Genomic DNA, 20,516 nt, shown 5'->3' with positions numbered 1-20,516 from the left:
TCACTGCACCCGCCATGCAGATCGATGCCGATCCTCGTACGATCGTCTCTTTCATGGACAAGGCGCTGTCTCCGGAGCTCGATATTCTATCTGTGGCTACAGATATTTCTCCAGATGATCACCTGGTATTTCAAGTTAAGACTAGGGGAGAAAGAGCGCAGGGGGAAGTTGCGGATCACTTACTGCTGCGTATACTACATGGAAAAGTCTATGTTTTCCTCATTCCGATAAATAAAGAAAATGGAAATAAGGTTCTGATGTATAAAACGGCGCTTCAGCCCGATAACACTGTACTGCCCCACGCATTGAAAGCGCCACAAGAGAGTAGCTTGCCTGCTGGTTTGAATGCGAGGCGTATAGTAAACGGAGCGGAGTTTATTCTACCCATCGAGTGGATCGACTTCGGTAAAGATTTCGGTTTCGATGCCTACACTGTAAGTGCGCACGTACAGGGAGATACTCTGGAAATAAGCAGAGTCCATGATCAGGCAGGAAAAGGCCGGGGTGGAAGCAACAAGTTCTCTGCGGTTACCCTGCTCAATAAACTGTGTACGCCCCAGCGACTGCGATCGCGCGCAGATTAATAGGGGCAGGCCAAGTTTTTTGAGTAAAAGTTTTGAGCAGGTCCTAGCCCACCTGATCTGTACAATCTCTGCTACTTTTCTCTTCTATTACTTTATTACCCATTCGCCCCTCAATATCTTCTCCGCCCAGAACAAACCTGAAACCGATTTGTTGTCGGTAATTTTTCCTTCTTTTACCCATTCAAGTGCTTCTGCCGGAGGCAGGGTAAATATCTCCAGGTATTCTCCATCATCAAGGTTTGCGCCCTCAAAGGTGAGTTGCTGTGCAAGGTAATAGATCAGTTTTTCATTCGAGTAACCGATGCAGGGATGCAGGGTAGCGAGATAACGCCAGCTTTTTGCGGTGTAACCGGTTTCTTCCAGCAGTTCCCGTTGTGCGCACACAAGCGGATCCTCGCCGGAGTCGATTTTTCCAGCGGGCAATTCGTAAAAATCCTGGTGCAGCGGGTAACGGAACTGACGTTCCAGCACCAGTTCGCCATTGTCGAGCAATGGGATAATGACCACCGCGCCGGGGTGCGCGATGTACTCACGTATTTTCACTTTGCCGTCGGGGAGGCGTGCATGGTCCTGGTAGACATGCAGCAGGTCGCCTTCAAAAACCTTCTGGCTGCTGACAGTGGTTTCGGTAAGGTCGGGATGTTCAGGCCGGGTTCTGGACATAGGAACGGTACGTTTCTTCATGCAATGGATAGCGATATCTTGTCCGCAGTGGATCTGTTTATTCCACTGTTCGTTGCGTCCGATATCCGCTTTCCGGGGAAGTGGTATGCAGCCGATTATACCGCGCGGCAGGCCGCTATTCACTCATCTTGCTGTATCAGAAGCCGGGTAGTCGGAAACACTGCGCTGAAGCGGCTGCCTTTGCCTGGTTCGCTGGTAATTTCCAGCTTCGCCTGATGACCGCTGAGCACGTGCTTGACAATGGCAAGACCGAGGCCCGTGCCTCCGGTCTCGCGCGAGCGGCCCCGATCCACGCGATAAAAACGCTCCGTTAGGCGCGAGATATGTTCCGGTTCGATCCCTATCCCGGTGTCCTGTACCGAAAATACACCCTGCCCGTCCTGAACAGCCCAGCGCAACGTTATATTTCCCCCATTCGGAGTATAGCGTATGGCATTGCTGATCAGGTTGATAAAGGCGCTGCGCAGGTCAAACAGGTTGCCCAGGAGCTTTGTGGTTGTATCAAGCTTGAGCGTGATGCGATGGTGTCCTGCACTCAGGGATTTCGCTTCCTCATACAGCATTCGCAACATTTCCGGTATATTGACGTGCTCCTCGCGCACCTGGTTTTCCGTATCTTCGAGTCGCGACAGGGTCAACAGATCTTCCACCAGGCTCTGCATGCGTCGTGTCTGCTCGCTCATCAATTCCAGCGCCCATCGGCGTGTATCAGGATCTGGTTGATTATCGTCCGACAGCATTTCGAGAAATCCACCGATGACCGTCAAAGGCGTGCGCAGTTCATGCGAGACGTTGGCGACAAAATCGCGGCGCATGGTCTGGATTCTTTCAAGCTTGGTTATATCACGGCTGAGGAGCAGTTTCTGCTTGTCGCCATAAGGAACGAACTGCAGCGAGAGCATCAACTCGTGCTGCCGCGGCTGTTTAATCACCAGGGGTTCCTTGTAATTCCGCGAGGCGAGATATTCCGCGAACTGGGTCTGACGCATCAGATGCGTAATATGCTGTCCGGTATCGAGACCGGCATTGATGCGCAGATGCTTTTCGGCCACTGGATTGCACCATTCGATGCGGTCCATTTCATCGAGGATGACTACTCCCTCAGGCATGGCTGAGGTGGCGCGCCGCAGACGCTCCAAAGCGGAGCTGAGGTTTTGGTGGGTTTGTTTTTGATCGCGCATGAGCCGGGTCAGACGCGCGAATACATCTCCCCATCTGCCGGAGCTGTCGGGTAGCCCAGCTTCTTCACTATGGAGCCATCGGTCCAGCCGCTTCAGATTGTGCGAGTGGCGCAGGACCAGCAGGAACAGAACGATGACATAAAAGGTCAGCGCCGCAGCTGCGCCGGACACAGCCATCAGTACTCCGCTTACAACGGTAATCAGTACGAGAGTGGCAAAATGCCCCCAGAAACCGGACACAAACGTCAGCTGGAACGATTACAACAGATCATTCCAGCTTTCATCCCGCGTTCACCGCTTGCCCTGCCGAGAGGCGATAGCCGGAGCCCCGTACCGTCTGCACCAATCCATCCTTGTCGACGTTTTCGAGAGCCTTGCGCAGGCGGCGGATATGCACATCGACAGTACGGTCCTCGACAAATACATGATCGCCCCATACCTGATCGAGCAATTGGGAGCGGCTATGTACCCGCTCGGAATGAGTCATGAGATAGTGCAGCAAGCGGAATTCGGTGGGCCCGAGCACGACTTCAGTCTCATTCGCAGTGACGCGGTGGGTTGCCGAATCCAGTCGCAGTCCACCGATCTCCACCACATCGTCAGCGGCTTCGGGAGCGCGCCGCCGCAGTACTGCCTTGATTCTCGCCAGCAGTTCCCGGGGTGAAAAAGGCTTGGTAATGTAATCGTCGGCGCCGCTTTCCAGTCCGGTCACCTTGTCGCTCTCGTCTGCACGAGCGGTGAGCATGATAATGGGAATATCCTTTGTGCGGGCGGCTCTCCGCAGCATGCGGGCAAAATCCGCGCCGCTCATCCCAGGTAGCATCCAATCCAGGAGCACTAGATCGGGCAGCGTATCATTGATGATTTTCATGGCCTCCTCTGCGTTTTTCGTCGAGGAAACCGTATGCTTGGCTTGCCGGAGACTATATGAGATCAGTTCCTGGATCGCGGGTTCATCTTCCACCACCAGTATTGTTGCTGCCATTAGATAGTTCCTTCTATCGTCAGAATCTTCTCCGTTTTTGATTTTTTCTTATATTTCGATGATATGTAAACAGTATTGCGGTTTTGTGACATTTGCAAGCAGCGAGAGATTCCGCAGCCGGTATCGTCAAGCCGAGAGAGGCTTCCGGCCGCATCAAGGGGATTCGAACCTCCTGTCGCAGATTCACAGAATCAGTATAACGCGGTAATCGTTGACGTTGGTTCGGGTCGGACCCGTCGTGATCAGATCGCCCAGCGCTTCAAAAAAGGCATAGGCATTATTACAGGTTAGCAAAGACGAAGGGTTCATGCGCCGCTCGGCGGCGCGCCTGAGAGAGTCCGGCGTAATGAGTGCGCCTGCATTGTTTTCAGTGCCGTCTATGCCGTCAGTATCGCAGGCGAGCGCGTAGATGTTTGACGCACCGTTCAGTTCGATAGCGAGCGACAGCAGGAACTCGGTATTGCGGCCGCCGCCCCGTCCGCTCCTCTTATATCCTTGTTCATTTTCCCGTAATGTGACTGTCGTCTCGCCTCCTGAAATCAGGGCTATCGGCAGCTTCCACGGTTGCCCATGTTGACGCACCTCCTTCGCCATTGCCGCGAAGACCTTGGCCACCTCGCGCGCTTCCCCGGTAACGGAATCCCCCAGCACTACAGCTGGAATTCCTTGGGCACAAAAATATTCTGCTGCTGCCGCGAGTGAAGCATGTGCCGTTGCAATCACCCGGTTTTCTACCTGATCGAAAACGGCATCCCCAGGTTTGGGTGTCTCCCTGATTCTGCCTTCCACTCCTGCACGCAACGTTTCCGTCACGGCGGCCGACGCATTGATTTTATAGTGTTCGAGTATGGCGCCCGCATCGGAGAACGTCGTGGGATCAGGTGCACAGGGGCCGGAAGCAATATGGGTCGGATCGTCTCCTGTTACATCGGAAATGATCAGTGCCAGCACCGGAGCACGGCTCGAAGCCGCCAACCGTCCGCCCGCTGTCGCGGAGAGATGCTTTCGTACAATGTTGATTTCCTGGATGGGCGCCCCGCTGTTCAGCAGTTGGGTAGTGACATCGCGGAGATCATCGAGCGATATGCCGGTTACCGGTACCGACAGAAGACTGGAGCCGCCTCCACTCAGCAGGCACAACAGGAAATCACCGGTTCTCAGTTTTTCTATTTCTGCCAGAATGGCCCGCGCCCCTTGCTCCCCGCTTTCGTCGGGCAGCGGGTGGCCTGCTTCTATCAACTGGATTCGCTCGAGGGGCAGGCCGTGACCATAGCGGGTGAGCACGATTCCGCTCAAAGGCATCTCTTGGGGCCAATGAGTTTCCACAGCCTGCGCCATTGCCGCCCCGGCCTTGCCCGCACCTACCACCAGGGTCCGTCCTTCAACACGGTCCCTGATATGGCCTCTAATGCAGCCCTCATGCTGTTTGACTGCAAGGGCGCGAGATGACACGGAAGCAAGATGCGGCGGTACGACGCGCAGCGGATCGGCGGCGGTGAGCGCAGCGTTGAAACTGTTGAGCAGGAGTGCCCGGGGATTCATAGTACTTTCACCTTCCAGCCTCACGCCAGTATTCAGGTGGCCGCGTGAAAATTCTCCAGCATGTCCTTGAGGTGATGCCCGGTAAAGCTCCTTTCATTCGCTGCTATTTCCTCCGGCGGCCCCTGTGCGATGATTTCCCCACCACCTTCACCGCCCTCGGGGCCGAGATCGATAATCCAGTCCGCAGTCTTGATCACATCCAAGTTGTGTTCGATCACGACCACGGTGTTGCCGTGGTCGCGCAATCGATGCAGTACTTTGAGCAGGAGGTCGATATCCTGGAAATGAAGCCCGGTGGTGGGTTCATCCAGAATATAGAGCGTACGCCCGGTATCTCGCTTGGAGAGTTCCAGCGACAGCTTCACCCGTTGCGCTTCGCCGCCCGAAAGCGTTGTTGCGGACTGGCCCAGGCTGATGTAACCCAGGCCGACATCCAGCAAGGTCTGGAGCTTGCGCGCCACCACGGGTACGGCACTGAAGAATTCATGCGCCTGCTCTACCGTCATCTGCAGGATTTCATGAATGTTTTTTCCCTTGTATTGAATCTCCAGGGTTTCGCGGTTATAGCGCTTGCCGTGGCAGACATCGCATGATACGTAGATGTCGGGAAGAAAGTGCATTTCCACTTTGATCATGCCATCACCCTGGCAGGCTTCGCAACGGCCCCCCTTCACATTGAACGAGAACCGCCCCGGCCCATAGCCGCGTTCCCGCGCCTGCGGCACACCGGCGAATAACTCCCGAATCGGAGTGAACAACCCGGTATAAGTTGCGGGATTCGAGCGCGGCGTGCGTCCGATGGGGCTTTGATCCACGCTGATCACTTTGTCAAAAAACGCCAGCCCTTCCAGGTTCTGATAGGGAGCCGGTTCAGTTGCGCTGCCATAAAGATGCCGGGCAGCAGCTTGGTAGAGGGTTTCGTTGATAAGCGTGGATTTACCCGAGCCGGATACACCGGTGATACAAACGAACAATGCCACCGGCAGGTTCAGGGTGACGTTTTTCAGGTTGTTTCCCGAGGCGCCTTCAATCCGCAGCCAGCGGTCATTTTTCGGTTCGGTGCGTTTTTCGGGTAGCCTTATGGTCAATTCGCCCGAGAGATATTTTCCGGTAAGCGAACCGGCATCCCGCTGGATCGCTTCCGGCGTACCCTGGGCGATAATGGCGCCTCCATGCTCACCGGCCCCCGGGCCCATGTCTACCACATGATCCGCGGTCAGTATCGCATCCTGGTCGTGTTCCACCACGATCACGCTGTTGCCGAGATCGCGCAGGTTCTTGAGAGTTTTCAGCAGGCGGCTGTTGTCCCGCTGGTGCAGGCCGATGGAAGGCTCATCGAGCACATACATCACACCGGTGAGACCTGATCCGATCTGGCTGGCAAGCCGGATGCGCTGGGATTCCCCTCCGGACAAGGTATCGGCGGACCGATCCAGCGACAGGTAGTCCAGTCCGACATTGTTGAGAAATGATATACGGCTGGAGATTTCCTTGATGATCTTCTCTGCAATGGCAAGTTTATGACCAGTCAGCGTCACCTGGTCGAAAAAAAACTTTGCTTCTTTAAGCGGCAAGGCATTGATCTCATATATTGCCATGCCGCCTACATGCACATGGCGTGCTTCCCGCCGCAAGCGCGTCCCAGTGCATTCAGGGCAGACCTGGGAATTCAGATATTTCGCCAGTTCCTCGCGTACGGCAACTGAATCGGTTTCCTTGTAGCGCCGTTCCAGGTTGGGAATGATTCCCTCGAACGTATGCTTGCGATAATTTCTCGACCCGTTTTCGTTCAGATACGAAAACATGATTTTTTCATTGCCCGATCCATTCAGGATGATGTCCTGAATATGGCTGTTCAGTTGCTCGAAAGGCACTTCCAGATCAAAATCGTAATGGCTCGCCAGGCTCACCAGCAACTGATGATAAAACTGGTTGCGCCTGTCCCATCCCTTGATGGCGCCGGAAGCCAACGACAGATGCGGAAACGCGACGATCCGTTTGGGATCGAAGAAGGTGATTCTGCCCAGTCCATCGCATTTGGGGCAGGCACCCATCGGGTTGTTGAATGAAAACAGACGCGGTTCGAGTTCGGGTAGCGAATAGCTGCATATCGGGCAACTGAACCTGGCTGAAAAAAGATGCTCGGCGCCGGAATCCATCTCTACCGCCAGTGCGCGCCCCTCGGCATGGCGCAGCGCTGTTTCGAACGATTCCGCCAGCCGCTGCTTCGAATCGGGCGAAACTTTGAGCCTGTCGATTACCACCTCGATCGTATGCTTCTGGTTTTTTTGCAGCCTGGGCAGGGCATCGATTTCGTATACGTTCCCATCGACCCGCAGCCGGATGAAGCCCTGGGCGCGCAGCTCATCGATCAAGTCCACCTGCTCGCCCTTGCGCCCCACTACCAGTGGCGCAAGTATCATCAGCCGGGTATCCGGCGGCAGTCGCAGCACATGATCGACCATCTGGGAAACGCTCTGCACAGTCAGCGTGATGCCATGATCGGGACACTGCGGATCTCCTACCCGTGCGAAAAGCAGGCGCAGGTAATCGTGTATTTCAGTGACAGTGCCGACAGTCGAGCGCGGGTTATGCGAAGTCGCCTTCTGCTCTATGGCGATGGCGGGCGATAATCCTTCAATCAGATCGACATCCGGCTTTTCCATCAATTGCAGGAACTGGCGGGCGTACGCCGAAAGCGACTCCACATAACGCCGCTGGCCTTCCGCATAGAGCGTGTCGAATGCCAGCGAAGACTTGCCCGATCCCGACAGACCCGTAATGACGACAAGTTTGTTGCGCGGCAGATCGAGGTTGATATTTTTCAGGTTGTGCGTGCGCGCACCACGGATCTTGATGAGTTCCATTGACTCCTTTCGCTGACGGTCCAGCGCCTGCTCATCCACCGGGGCAAGGCTACCTGAGAACCGGCCAAACCTGTTAATATACTCAAGTTTCCGCGTTTTCCCAATCTGATTCATGTCCCCCTCATCATCTTCCGAGAAACTGTCACCCACAGAGGTACGCGCGATCGCGGGCTTGGCGAGTATTTACGGCCTGCGCATGCTGGGAATGTTCATCATTCTTCCGGTATTCGCGTTTTACGCCGAACATCTACCGGGAGGCGACAATTACACGCTGGTCGGGGTTGCACTGGGGGCGTACGGGTTGACGCAGGCAATATTGCAGGTTCCGTTCGGTTGGCTGTCTGATCGCTTCGGCCGCAAACCGGTGATTTATGGTGGCCTGCTCTTGTTCGCTTTAGGCAGCTTTGTCGCAGCCGCGGCAACGGATATTTACTGGGTAATCATTGGCCGTGTCATCCAGGGCGCAGGGGCGATTTCGGCGGCTGTGATGGCGCTTGCCGCGGACCTTACACGCGAAGAGCACCGCACCAAGGCAATGGCAGCGATCGGCATGACGATAGGCACTACCTTCGCACTGTCGCTGGTCATTGCGCCGTCACTCAACCGCATGATTGGCGTGCCCGGAATTTTTTTGATGACAGGCGTGCTGGTGCTGCTGGCGATGGTGGTAGTTTCGCGAGTGGTTCCCAACCCGACAGACAGCCGGTTTCATTCGGATACGGAAGCATCCGCGGGGCGATTTTCCAATGTTTTGCGAAATCCCGAACTGTTGCGGCTCGATTTTGGTGTCTTCGCACTGCACGCGGTATTGATGGCACTGTGGCTGGTGGTGCCGCTGTCGCTGCGGCAGGCAGGGCTCGCAGCAGATCATCACTGGCAAATCTATTTTCCTGCGCTGGTCATTTCCATGCTGCTGATCATTCCAGTGATCATCTACAGTGAAAAGAAGGCAAAGCTCAAGCAGGTGTTTGTCATATCCGTGGCTGTGCTGCTGATAAGCCAGATCCTGCTGGCCTATACATTCGATTCGATATGGGGCACCGCAGGTGCGCTGCTGGTATTCTTCACCGCCTTCAACCTGCTGGAAGCGACCCTGCCTTCGCTCATTTCCAAGATCGCCCCGGTGGGGGCAAAAGGCACCGCCATCGGCGTCTATAGCAGCGTCCAGTTCCTGGGTACGTTTATTGGTGCCAGCGCCGGTGGCTATCTCTATCAACATTACGGGAGTACCGCACTGTTTGCATTTTGTGCCGCGCTCCTCATGTTCTGGCTGATATTTGCCGTTACCATGAAGGCGCCCGCAGCTGTTCGTACCAGGATGTATCACGTGCAGATAATGGATACCGGCACCGCCCACGGGCTTTCGCGGCAACTGGCGGCCCTGCCCGGTGTGCATGAGGCGCTGGTGCTTGCGAGCGAAGGGGTGGCTTACCTGAAAGTAGATATGCGCGGTTTTGATGAGCAAGGCGTTGCTCAATTACTTGGAGGGGAAGCATAAATGGCATCAGTCAACAAAGTTATACTCATCGGCAACCTCGGCAAGGACCCTGAGACCCGCTATATGCCGAATGGTGACGCGGTAACGAACATCACCGTGGCAACAACCGAGACCTGGAAAGACAAGAACGGCGAAAAACAGGAAAAAACCGAGTGGCATCGCGTCACTTTCTACCGCAAGCTGGCTGAGATCGCAGGTGAGTATCTCAAGAAAGGGCGATCGGTCTATGTCGAAGGACGGCTGGAGACGCGCAAATGGACCGACAAGTCGGGTGTCGAACGCTACACCACCGATATCATCGCCACCGATATGAAAATGCTAGGGAGTAAGCCTGGCGGCGCCAGTTATGAAGCGCCCGATAGAGATGAAGGTGGTTTTGCACCGAGCACATCCAGCAGTAAGGCGCCTGCCAGAAGTAGCACCGGGTTTGATGATATGGATGATGATATTCCGTTCTGACATCGTTTTCCCTGGCATGAGTGCAAGATGCTGCATGATCGAATCTGCTAAAAATATGACGAAACTGTTTCTTCTCCTTATTACGCTGTTTGTATTTACCGGAGCAGCATTCGCGGCTGTCAATATCAATACCGCTACCCAGGCCGAGCTGGAAAGTCTTCAGGGAATCGGTCCGGCCAAAGCCAAGGCGATCATCGACTATCGCAAGAAGAAGGGATCTTTCAAATCCGTGGACGATTTGCAGGGCGTAAGCGGCATTGGTCCCGCCACGGTTCAGAAGCTGCGCAAGGATATCACTGTCGGCGGCAGCAGCGGAGGTGCGACAGGCAGGAAGGAGCACAAACCCGCTGCCAGAGAATAATCCTCTCACTGCCGGTTAGTGTCGCAGGTTGCGGGTGGGTGAAGGCTTGACCACACCCATCTACTATCGATAAGTTACGCTTTTACCCCATCTCTTACGGTCACTACGCGCCACTCCGGCTACTGCGGGAATTCGTTGTGACGTTTCACAAGTCGGACAGGTCATGTTCAAAACCATAGAAGATTTTGTCGGCAATACACCTCTGGTCAAGCTCAAACGCCTGCCCGGGAATACTACCAACACTGTCCTCCTGAAGCTGGAAGGGAACAATCCAGCGGGTTCGGTAAAAGACCGTCCCGCTTTGTCGATGATTACGCGTGCGCAGGAGCGCGGGGAAATCAAGCCCGGCGATACGTTGATAGAGGCCACCAGCGGCAACACCGGCATTGCGCTCGCCATGGCCGCGGCAATCATGGGCTACCGCATGGTGCTGGTGATGCCCGAGCATCTCAGCGTGGAGCGCCGGCAATCAATGAAGGCGTACGGAGCGGAAATCATACTGACTTCCAGAGAGGGCAGCATGGAAGAAGCCCGCGACGTGGCCGAGAGCATGCGCGACGAGGGGCGGGGAATCATCCTCGACCAGTTTTCCAGCCCCGATAACCCGCGCGCCCATTACGAAGGCACCGCTCCCGAAATCTGGCGGGATACCGAAGGAAAGATTACTCATCTCGTGAGCAGCATGGGCACGACCGGAACCATTATGGGTTGCTCCCGCTATTTCAAGGAGAAGAAACCCGAGGTCCGGATCATCGGCGTGCAGCCGGAAGAAGGCGCCCAGATTCCCGGTATCCGAAAATGGCCTGAAGCCTATCTGCCAAAAATCTATGATCCGAGCCGGGTAGACCGCATCATGCTGGTTTCCCAGGATGAAGCCGAGGAAATGACGCGGCGGCTTGCGTCCGAGGAGGGGATTTTTGCAGGGATTTCGTCCGGCGGTGCGCTCGCTGCGGCGCTCAAGGTTTCTGCAGAAGCAGAAAATGCAACGATCGTCTCGATTGTTTGCGACCGAGGCGACCGTTATCTTTCTACGGGTGTTTTCCCTGCGTGATTACCGGTTTCAGGGGGTAGGCAGGGTCTGATAGCCGTAGCAGGGTACCGGCAATAGGGCCCAGAACGAACGAAAAATGGCTTGCTCGTGATGAAATTCCTCATCAGGATACTGGCAGCGTTCTTTCCCGCAGTGGTATCCGTGCAGGCTGCGTCTCTTACCCTTTCCGCAGAGGATATCCGCGGTCCGCTTTCCAATATCAAGGGAATCCAGATCACCCTCGCTGGCGCTCCTCCATCGTCCTCGCTGAGAATGAAGCTGGCCGAGGTGGCGATACAGGGAAAGACCTGGCATAACCTGCATTTTTCATGTGATCGATTTCGCACCAGCAGGGAAGAGATCAACTGTGATAGCGGTGCCCTGAGGTTATCGGAGTCCGCGCCACTGCCTGTGTCATTTCGGTTATCTGTTCCAGGCAGAACTTCCGACGTAAAAATCCTCGATGTGAGAATCAGAAACAGCGCAGGCAAGACAGGCGAGGGGTGGAAGCTGTCGCTTCGCACGGGAAGAGCAGGTTGGGAAGGTACGCTTACCGCAGCTAACGGAGAGACCGCGCAGATCGTGCAATTGCTGCCGGTCAGCGAGAATGCCATTCTGCCTTCATCCACAAAAGGGAAAATCAATGGCGCAGCGAAACTGCGGGCTGACCTTGACGGAGCTGCTGCCATTGATGCCCATCTGACGGTGGAGGGCGTAGCTTTCAGCGATGTCAGCGGTTTACATGCGGGCGAGAATATCAGTGTTACCGTCGATGCAAGGGCCAAACGCAAGTCTGGCCAGCTTCCCTCGCAGAACCCTGGGTTATGGGAGTGGCAGGTGGATGCTCACTGGCCGCAAGGGGAAGTATTCTGGCAGCCCCTCTATTTTGCTGCCCAGGATCATCGTTTCACCGGGCGTGGCGAACTCGATGACAGCATCCTTCGTCTCCGGACGGGAAAACTTTCCCTGGCGAAGATCGGGGAGATCGATCTGTCCGGCAGTATGGACTGGGGCGCCAGCACGCTGCACGATTTCGACCTCGATGCGCCCGATCTCGAAATGGCGGGGTTGTACAGCCAGATCGTAAAACCTTTTCTGGTCAATACTTCTTTTTCCGCATTGAAGACCGCCGGCCAGGCGGGAGTAAAGTGGCGATTCCGGAATGGTGTGAGCGAAATGCTCGATGTCGATCTGCGTGACGTATCGCTGGAGGACGAGGGCGGGCGCTTTGCACTGCGCGATATCAATACGCGCATACCCCTGCGTGCAGCTGGGCTGACGCACGCCGCCATTACGATAGGGGGTGGTCACGTAAGCCGGCTACCGGTGGGGCCGGTCCATATCCCCCTGGAGATAACCGGATTAAATGAACCTGGTTTTCGCATACCCCGAATGGAAGCACCCTTGCTGGACGGCAAGCTGACCCTGGAGAACTTCAGCGCCATCAGGCAGGCGCAGGAATCGCCCCCCGGCTGGCGCTGGCAGTTTAGCGGCGACCTCTCGCCCATATCCATGGAGCAACTCACCCGCGCGCTCGGGATGCAGCCGATGCGCGGCACTCTCTCGGGAAAAATCCCCAAGGTAACATTCGACGGCTCCGCTATTGAAGTGCAGGGCGCCCTGCTTCTCAACGTGTTTGATGGCACGGTGCTGGTGTGGAATCTGAAAGCGCTGGAGCCATTCGGCTCCGCACCCTCCCTCATGGCGGATGTGGACATGCGCAATCTCGATCTTGACCTGCTCACCGGCGCATTCTCATTTGGCAATATGGAAGGCCGCATAGATGTGGCCGTGCATGATCTCGAGCTTTTTGACTGGAAACCGGTGAAATTCGATGCCCGCCTCATGAGCAGCCCGGGCGATTACAGCCGCCGCATCAGCCAGCGGGCAGTGCAAAGCATTTCATCACTGGGTGGAGTCGGCGCTGCCGCTGCAATCCAGCGCAGTTTCCTGCGTGTCTTTGATGAATTCGGCTATTCGCAGATCGGGTGGAGCTGTACATTGCGCAATGGTGTCTGCGGTATGGGCGGGATAGAATCGGAACCTATGCCGCACGGGTATCTGATCGTCAAAGGCGGCGGAATCCCGGCGATCACAGTGATAGGTTATAATCGCAGGGTGGACTGGCGGGAATTGGTAAGTCGTCTTCAACGGATTACGGACGCCAATGCCAGGCCTGTCCTTCAACAGGATAAACAATGAAGAACCTTTTGTTCCAGGCAGTTTTGCTGACCCTGGTCAGCGCGATGCCAGCCGGCTGCGTCACCATCAATATTTATTTCCCTGCCGCAGCAGCCGAAAAAGCAGCAGACAAGATAATAGAAGAAGTGTGGCAACTCAAGAAACCTGAAGCGGGTGAAAAGACGGAGCAGCCCGTTTCACCCCCATCTTCTTCCCAACCTGCGGTAGAGCCGCAGCAGCAGCCATAACAGTAAAGGCAGATATCATGGTCAGTTCGATTTTCCGGGCAGCGCTGCTGATTCTATTGTCATTGATGCCGCTTGCCGGGCATACCCAGGCCAATATCGAAATCGATACCCCCGCGATAGCAAGCATCAAGCGGAGCATGCAGCAACGCCATAGCCAACTGGAGCCGTATTATTCAAGTGGAGCAATAGGCTTCACGCGTGACGGTCTCATTGTCATGCGGGACGCCAACGCAGTGCCACTGGCAGCGCGGCAGTCGGTGAATGGATTGATCGCAGCGGAAAATCAGGACAGGAACGCGCTTTATCGCGAGATCGCTCGCGCCAATAGTCACCCGGAATGGGAAGCCGATATTCGCTCCACGTTTGGCCAACGCTGGATCGAACTGGCACGGGGCGGCTGGTGGTATCAGGGGGCGGACGGCGGATGGGTCAAGAAGTAAAGGCGGGCGGCCGGGTACCCTCAAAAACAGATGTGCAGGATTTATTTGAACGTCTAGCGTGACTCCCGTACTGGTTTTCGACATCGAGACTGTTCCCGATACAGAGGGATTGCGCAGGCTCTACAATCTTCCCCATGAGCTTCCGGCCGCGGATATCGCCGAGATGGCGTTTCAGTCGCGCCGCCAGACTGTCGGAAGCGATTTTCTTCCCCTGCACCTGCAGAAGGTGGTGGCGATTTCCTGTGCGCTGCGCGACAAGGATGAATTCTGTGTATGGTCTCTGGGAAGCCCGGCGGATTCCGAGGCTGAACTCATACAGCGCTTCTTCGACGGCATAGAGAAATACAGTCCCCAACTGGTCTCCTGGAATGGAGGCGGGTTCGATCTGCCCGTGCTCCACTACCGCAGCCTTATCCACGGCCTGAAGGCCCGGCGCTACTGGGACATGGGCGATGATGACCGCGACTTCAAATGGAACAACTATCTCAGCCGCTACCATACGCGCCATCTGGATTTGATGGATATCCTGGCGTTGTATCAGCCGCGTGCGAATGTTCCACTGGATGAGTTGGCGAAGCTGATGGGTTTTCCGGGGAAGTCGGGGATGGATGGCTCCCAGGTCTGGAGCGCTTTCCAGAAAGGCGAGATTGCCGCCATTCGCAACTATTGCGAAACGGACGTGGTGAATACCTACCTTGTGTTCCTGCGCTTTCAGCTTATGCGTGGAACCTTCAATAAAGAACAGTATCAACGTGAATGCGAGCTGGTTCGCTTCACCCAGAGCAAGTCTTCCGAGCCGCATTGGCAGGAATTTCTCGAACAGTGGTTCTGTTTGAGCGAAGCTTCTTCATTTCTGGATTGATCGACAGCTGCTCAGGCTGCTCATTCTCCTGCATGGGGGTGCGTCAGATTCCGGAAGGCATCCGTGGGTAGAACCGAGGGTAGAATATCAAATCCTTCTGAACCCGTTCTCGATTTCGGACCTGCCAATGTGAGATGACTGCCCCCGTTCTTATCGAATCCCTGGATCAGGAAGGCCGGGGCGTTGCGCACGCTGAAGGCAAGGTCATTTTCATCGAAGGCGCCCTGCCGGGAGAGGTTGTCACCTATAACGCCTATCGCAAAAAACCGAGCTTCGAGCTTGCCCAGGTCAATCAGATTCTCAAGCCCGCGTTTTCGCGGGTAACGCCGGAATGCCATCATTTTGGCATCTGTGGTGGTTGCAGCATGCAGCACATGGACGCTCGTACCCAAGTGGCAGCAAAGCAGCGCGTGCTCGAAGATAATCTCAAGCACATCGGCAAGGTGGCACCCGAACTGATATTGCCGGCAGTTTATGGATCACCCTGGGGTTACCGCTACCGGGCGCGGCTGTCGGTCCGCTATGTGGCAAAAAAAGGCGGAGTGCTGGTGGGTTTTCATGAAAAGCGCAGCAGCTTCATTGCCGACATGCAGATCTGCAGGATCATGCCGCCGCATATCTCTGCACTTCTCATGCCATTACGAAAGCTGGTGGAAAATTTGTCCATCCGCGAGCGTCTGCCGCAGATTGAAGTTTCATTGGGCGAGAACGTGGATGTACTGGTTTTGCGCATTCTTGAACCCTTGACCGCGCAGGATGAAGCCTTGCTCAAGGCTTTTGCCGATCAGCATCACGTTCAGCTTTTTCTGCAACCCGGCGGTCCTCAAACGGCTTATTCTTTCTACCCCAAAGACGCGCCAGAATTGAGTTATACGCTGCCGGAATTCGATGTAACCATTCCGTTTCATCCGACTGAGTTCACCCAGGTGAATTCGGCGGTCAATCGCATACTGGTGCGGCGGGCGCTAAACCTGCTCGATCCCGGCGCGGGAGAACGCATCGCGGACCTGTTTTGCGGCTTGGGTAATTTCACCCTTCCCATTGCGCGACGCGACGCGCAGGTAGTGGGCTATGAAGGCAGCGCGGCGCTCGTTTCCCAGGCCCGTCAAAATTCACAACGCAATGGGCTGGTGGGCAATACACGATTCATGGAAGCCAACCTGTTTGAAATCGATGAAAGCTGGATGCGGGAACAGGGGGATTTCGACAAGATGCTGATCGACCCTCCACGGGAGGGCGCTATCACCGTGGTGACTGCCCTCGAAAAGCAACAGTCCCAGCCGTGGCGGATTGTTTACGTCTCCTGCAATCCCGCTACACTGGCGCGCGATGCGGGCGTGCTGGTGCACAGGAATGGATATTCATTGAAGGCAGCGGGTGTGATCAACATGTTTCCGCACACCGCGCATGTCGAGTCTATCGCGCTGTTCGAGAAAGCCAGCGAGCAAACATAAAAAAGGTATGAAAAAGGGCGACTGTTTCCAGCCGCCCCGGAGGTATTCCCGGATTTCCCTGGCTTGCTCGCCGGGTTTACCCTGTAGTTTTATCCTTATGGCGCTCTTCGCGTCAGTCTTTCTCACCGGACAAAGCCAGCAGCAGGTGCAGCAGGCTGGTGAAGAGGTTGTACAGGCTGAGGTAGATGCCCATGGTCGCCATCACGTAGTTGGTTTCCCCGCCGTTCACGATACGGCTTACATCGAACAGAATGAAGCCGGAAAACAGCAGTACCGCGACTGCCGAAATGGCGAGCGAGGCTGCCGGTATGGCAAAGAACAGATTGGCGATCGACGCGATCATCAGGAGTATCAGCCCCACGAACAGGAAGTTCTGCATGAAGCTGAAATCCTTCTTTGTCACCGTGGCGATGGTCGCCAGCGTGAAGAAGATTGCTCCTGTTCCCGCGGCGGCGGTTGTGATGATTTGCGCCCCATTCTTGAAATGAAGCGCATACTGAAGCATCGGGCCTAACCACCACCCGGCCACAAAAGTAAACAGAAACAGCAATCCGATTCCCACCACGCTGTTACGGGTGGCGCTCACTCCAAACAGCAATCCCATCATGATGGCCAGCATCACCAGCGGTCCCATGATAGGCGCTTGCGCGAGGAACGCGAAGTTGGTGCTCATTCCGATCATCGCGCCGATCACCGTTGGAATCATGGTCAGACCAAGCATCCAATAGGTATTGCGCAGTACCTTGTTGCGATCGACTGCAAGTCCGGTTTGCACAGTCGGGCTGGAATATCGAAGTTCAGGTTGCATGACGTCTCCTTGGTTGACGAAAGTTTACACGCATAAGACTACTCATCTTTAAGGAAAGTTGCAATCTCAAAGATCCCGCCTCTCCGAAAATACAATATATCAACAATCAGGAACGAGGATCAATGCAAACAAACGCGGATCGCTGACCATCGGCACATTCGTGTACGATGCTGGCGCGAAGATCAATCCCGCTAGATGCTCATAATGCCGATACTAAAATGATTCACGCAAGGTGTCTTTGGACTGAAAATAGCCATTACCGGAAGGAAGCTGCCTTCTACGGTACATCGTTGCATGGCTGCACCCGAGATGGAAACATGAGCGCCCTGCATGGTTGGGCTGGAAATCCACCAGTTATCGCTTGTGACAAAATGACCTTGAGCTACGATCAAGTTTTCGCAAACTATTACTTGATTGGATTCGTTGGTAATCTTCATTGTTCCTTGTACCGCGAAGTTCAGTTCGTTTGGATAAGTTCCGGCGCTGTCACAAACTACGGTCTGACCATTGCTCGCAGCCGTTCTGAACCAGTTTGCAACCGATGCCGAATTTTTCCTCCCGGCATTAACCATAATGTAGGCCTGGTCGTGACCATCCTCCTTTTTTACGCCAGATGAAACGCCGTGATATGGCTGTCCAGATGTTATCGAATGACTTGTTTCGGTAAAGCTGAACGCTTTCATCCCTGCTACATCAAAGAATATATAATTGTCATGAGAAGTCGCCATTTTATCCTCCCGTTCTGATTGATTGAGTTGCCGGAACTGCCGATTCAGTAGAAGAGTGCATTTATTTAGATTGCATTTTTTCGTAGCTGAACAACAGAACATAACAATCTGGGATGGCTCTCAAAATGGAGAACAGAACACAAGGCGTGCCGGTACTCTATCTATTTGAGGAAAAGTCGTACTACTTGCGCAAGTCTCCTTTGTAATCATTTGTTATGGCAAGCAAGCACCCTATCATGTACAACGTTGTTGTAACGGGGGCTGCTGGCAAATCATTTCCCAAACGAGTATGATTCGCAGGGTTTCGGAAGAGTGGCCGAGCGGTTGAAGGCACCGGTCTTGAAAACCGGCAATGGGCAACCATTCGTGGGTTCGAATCCCACCTCTTCCGCCAAGTGGGTATCATAAATATCTGATGTCAAATGGTATTTATTGCCACACCTTCTTTTCAGCCATCTGCATTGCCGTAACCGTCATCTTCTATCTCAATTAATGAGTCCTGAGCCTAGCTGTAAGATGTTACAGGAACTGCAATTGGGTCGTCCGCCTTCGAATTCGATGCGCTCCGCAAGCAGGCGCACGATCATGTTGAGCAAAATGGGTAAAACAGCAAATTAAATTAATTGTTCTTACCAAACGTTTTCTTCCTTGTCCTCCTTGAGAATGGGGCGCACTGAGTATTTAACATTTTGCTACGTCACATTCCACACGTGCCAACTCGACTAAGTCATCAGCGGTAGAACCAACGCCACCGCATACGATAACTAATACCGTTTTATATCCTGATAACGCTGCAACTTTTTCGTACACCGCAGCAAGCGCAACCCCGCAAGCAGGCTCAACGACAATTCCATGATCTTGCAAAAACTGCAAAGAAGCAGAAACGGCCACCTTGTCCGGCAACACAACGCTTTCGATACGGTGATCTTTGGAGTACGCCAGTGCTTGTTCACAAACAATGCGCGCTCCTAACGTCGTCGCAATACTCGATATGTATGCAAGCTCGACAAGGAATCCCGCGTTTAACGATTTCCCATAGGAGTCGGCACCTTCAGTCTCAACCGCGATGATGGGCACACCGGCCCCTCCATTCCTCTTCAATCCTTCTATAACACCGCAAAGAAGGCCGCCACCACCGACTGACAGAACGATTACGTCAGGCTTTAGATCAGCACGGAATATTTCATCAATTAGACTGGCATGCCCTCTCCAAACCAGAGGGTCATCGAAAGGATGTATATATGCATCGGTAGATTGGATGAGTGACAGCGCAAATCGGTGCGCTTCGTCCAAAGACTTCCCATGGACTATAACTTCCGCATTCTCTAAGCGCATCAAGTTCACCGCCCGCTTTGAAGCTGCTTCAGGCACCACGATGATTACAGGTACCGAAAGGCGGCGTCCAGCAAAAGCAACTGCTAGCCCCGCATTACCGCCCGATGATGCAATGAAACGTTTTGCTCCTCGTTTTAAATATTCTTCGCATGCATAGCCGATTCCTCTGGCTTTGAAAGAGCCAGATGGTTGGGCAGACTCCATTTTCAGCCAAATAGATTGGCCCACTTTATGGCTGATCAAATGGGATTCAATTAGCGGTGTTTCAATATGTAGCGGCATTCAAAAGAGAGCTCCAATGAGATACGAACAGCTAATCTGCGGCCAGTGCCACAAGAATCAAGTCGTACTGTTTCATCCAGTTCCAGCCAAGGTTCACCGCTGAGCTCGCGGGGCAATTCAAATCAATGTGACGCCGTAGAAGCAATATAATTGCGTTTCGCGAGTTGCGACCCCGTCCTGTGGTGAAAAGCAAATTCGGTGGCTTTCTCTGCCGCCAGCTTGCACGCCAGCTTGTATTTTTGCACCAGGGCGATGGCTTGCGCTTTTGAATCCTGCCCGTGTCTCCCGTAGAGGGACTTTTTGTCCTCGTAATACTGGAGCCGTTTCTCGTGTTTCGCTGCTATTTCCAGCAGTTTCCTGGCCCGGTTTTCATACCCCCTTGCGAGGCCGTCGTGGTCGACAAAAGGTCTGATATTTTGTGCTGGCGCGCTCGTGTCATCCTTCTTTGCTTCGATTGTACCGGTCTCCGAGCAGCCCGCTAGTAGGCCCAGCGTGGATATCACCGCTACAAACTTCCTTATTTCTTTTTGCATGAAGGCAGACTCCAATGAAATGGATGAAGTGAAAGCCGCTCCATCCTGATGCGGCCCATGACATTGGAACATTGTACTCAGTATTACTATAAATAAGATTCAGGTGTTTTGATTATGATCATAATGTTTTGTTTATATATTACGGACCTTAAATCCTAACTGCAGTACTCCCGGAATATGCCAAAAAATGGCATCCCTGCTAACTTTTGCTGCTGGAGCTTTAACGAAGACAAGGTATGAGCGAGCAAGACGATCTCTCACTGGAGCTGGCCCTAGTGAGAGATCGTCTAACCCACCTAAAACCTATCACTAGATACCGTTTTGATTCATGACCGGTGCTCTATCACAGCATACTTAATTCTTGTGAGAGTAAATGATCATCGGTTACGCGAGAACTTCAACGATCGATCAGAGTGCCGGTTTCGAGGCGCAGCTCAAAGAACTTGAAGGCGTC

General features: G+C 54.2%; 19 protein-coding genes and 1 tRNA gene. 11 read left to right on the top strand and 9 right to left on the bottom strand.

Translation table 11 applies throughout. The annotated features are described in order from the left end of the window. Positions 1–14 precede the first annotated feature (14 nt). Positions 15–584 (top strand): DUF1292 domain-containing protein, encoded by a 570-nt coding sequence (locus AC52W5_RS00110; protein WP_495669498.1) that lies wholly within the window; start codon positions 15–17, stop codon positions 582–584. 87 nt (positions 585–671) lie between these two features. Here AC52W5_RS00110 and AC52W5_RS00105 read toward each other — a convergent pair whose 3' ends face one another. From AC52W5_RS00105 to uvrA, 5 genes are all read right to left on the bottom strand, one after another. Continuing rightward, positions 672–1,247 carry an NUDIX domain-containing protein gene (locus AC52W5_RS00105; RefSeq protein ID WP_495669497.1) on the bottom strand — a complete coding sequence of 192 codons (576 nt, stop codon included), beginning with the start codon at positions 1,245–1,247 and terminating at the stop codon, positions 672–674. Between the two features lie 140 nt (positions 1,248–1,387). Further along, a complete protein-coding gene (gene phoR, locus AC52W5_RS00100; RefSeq protein ID WP_495669496.1) occupies positions 1,388–2,689 on the bottom strand; it encodes a phosphate regulon sensor histidine kinase PhoR in 1,302 nt (433 codons plus the stop codon). Between the two features lie 40 nt (positions 2,690–2,729). Continuing rightward, positions 2,730–3,434, bottom strand: a complete 705-nt coding sequence (gene phoB, locus AC52W5_RS00095) for a phosphate regulon transcriptional regulator PhoB (protein ID WP_074974805.1) — start codon at positions 3,432–3,434, stop codon at positions 2,730–2,732. A 183-nt stretch (positions 3,435–3,617) separates the two neighbouring features. Then, complete coding sequence (locus AC52W5_RS00090) at positions 3,618–4,976, bottom strand: glycerate kinase type-2 family protein (protein ID WP_495669495.1); 1,359 nt, start codon at positions 4,974–4,976, stop codon at positions 3,618–3,620. Between the two features lie 32 nt (positions 4,977–5,008). Further along, entirely contained in the window at positions 5,009–7,843 is a 2,835-nt protein-coding gene (gene uvrA, locus AC52W5_RS00085; protein ID WP_495669524.1) for an excinuclease ABC subunit UvrA, read from the bottom strand. Between the two features lie 112 nt (positions 7,844–7,955). Between uvrA and AC52W5_RS00080 the strand changes: the two genes are divergently transcribed. The 9 genes from AC52W5_RS00080 (at position 7,956) to rlmD (ending at position 16,376) form a co-directional block, all read left to right on the top strand. Then, the gene (locus AC52W5_RS00080; protein WP_495669494.1) at positions 7,956–9,341 is read left to right on the top strand and encodes an MFS transporter; all 1,386 of its coding nucleotides are present in this window, start codon (positions 7,956–7,958) and stop codon (positions 9,339–9,341) included. Beyond that, complete coding sequence (gene ssb / locus AC52W5_RS00075) at positions 9,342–9,800, top strand: single-stranded DNA-binding protein (RefSeq protein ID WP_495669493.1); 459 nt, start codon at positions 9,342–9,344, stop codon at positions 9,798–9,800. Between the two features lie 34 nt (positions 9,801–9,834). Next, positions 9,835–10,161, top strand: a complete 327-nt coding sequence (locus tag AC52W5_RS00070; RefSeq protein ID WP_495669492.1) for a ComEA family DNA-binding protein — start codon at positions 9,835–9,837, stop codon at positions 10,159–10,161. A gap of 163 nt (positions 10,162–10,324) precedes the next feature. Then, positions 10,325–11,212, top strand: coding sequence for a cysteine synthase CysM (cysM, locus tag AC52W5_RS00065; protein WP_495669491.1), 888 nt, complete (start codon positions 10,325–10,327; stop codon positions 11,210–11,212). 90 nt (positions 11,213–11,302) lie between these two features. After that, a complete protein-coding gene (locus AC52W5_RS00060; RefSeq protein WP_495669490.1) occupies positions 11,303–13,393 on the top strand; it encodes an AsmA family protein in 2,091 nt (696 codons plus the stop codon). After that, positions 13,390–13,620 (top strand): hypothetical protein, encoded by a 231-nt coding sequence (locus AC52W5_RS00055; protein ID WP_495669489.1) that lies wholly within the window; start codon positions 13,390–13,392, stop codon positions 13,618–13,620. Before AC52W5_RS00060 ends, AC52W5_RS00055 begins: the two co-directional genes overlap by 4 nt. A gap of 17 nt (positions 13,621–13,637) precedes the next feature. Then, a complete protein-coding gene (locus AC52W5_RS00050; protein WP_495669488.1) occupies positions 13,638–14,060 on the top strand; it encodes a YdbL family probable chaperone protein in 423 nt (140 codons plus the stop codon). Between the two features lie 58 nt (positions 14,061–14,118). After that, positions 14,119–14,922 (top strand): 3'-5' exonuclease, encoded by an 804-nt coding sequence (locus tag AC52W5_RS00045; RefSeq protein ID WP_495669487.1) that lies wholly within the window; start codon positions 14,119–14,121, stop codon positions 14,920–14,922. 134 nt (positions 14,923–15,056) lie between these two features. Beyond that, positions 15,057–16,376, top strand: coding sequence for a 23S rRNA (uracil(1939)-C(5))-methyltransferase RlmD (gene rlmD, locus AC52W5_RS00040; RefSeq protein WP_495669486.1), 1,320 nt, complete (start codon positions 15,057–15,059; stop codon positions 16,374–16,376). 112 nt (positions 16,377–16,488) lie between these two features. Here rlmD and AC52W5_RS00035 read toward each other — a convergent pair whose 3' ends face one another. Together AC52W5_RS00035 and AC52W5_RS00030 are read right to left on the bottom strand one after the other, a co-directional pair. Further along, positions 16,489–17,184, bottom strand: coding sequence for a Bax inhibitor-1/YccA family protein (locus tag AC52W5_RS00035; protein WP_074974795.1), 696 nt, complete (start codon positions 17,182–17,184; stop codon positions 16,489–16,491). Positions 17,185–17,375: 191 nt separating this feature from the next. Then, positions 17,376–17,912, bottom strand: coding sequence for a hypothetical protein (locus AC52W5_RS00030; protein WP_495669485.1), 537 nt, complete (start codon positions 17,910–17,912; stop codon positions 17,376–17,378). Positions 17,913–18,218: 306 nt separating this feature from the next. On the opposite strand from AC52W5_RS00030, the gene AC52W5_RS00025 reads away from it, so the two are divergent. Next, positions 18,219–18,306, top strand: a tRNA-Ser gene (locus AC52W5_RS00025). Between the two features lie 287 nt (positions 18,307–18,593). On the opposite strand, the gene AC52W5_RS00020 is transcribed toward AC52W5_RS00025, so the two are convergent. Further along, complete coding sequence (locus AC52W5_RS00020) at positions 18,594–19,529, bottom strand: pyridoxal-phosphate dependent enzyme (protein WP_495669484.1); 936 nt, start codon at positions 19,527–19,529, stop codon at positions 18,594–18,596. 122 nt (positions 19,530–19,651) lie between these two features. Further along, entirely contained in the window at positions 19,652–20,062 is a 411-nt protein-coding gene (locus AC52W5_RS00015; RefSeq protein ID WP_495669483.1) for a hypothetical protein, read from the bottom strand. Positions 20,063–20,516 lie beyond the last annotated feature (454 nt).

Source organism: Nitrosospira sp. CT, assembly GCF_059489795.1.
Note: the sequence above shows the minus strand (reverse complement) of the source record. Positions and strands in the feature narration are given on the sequence as shown.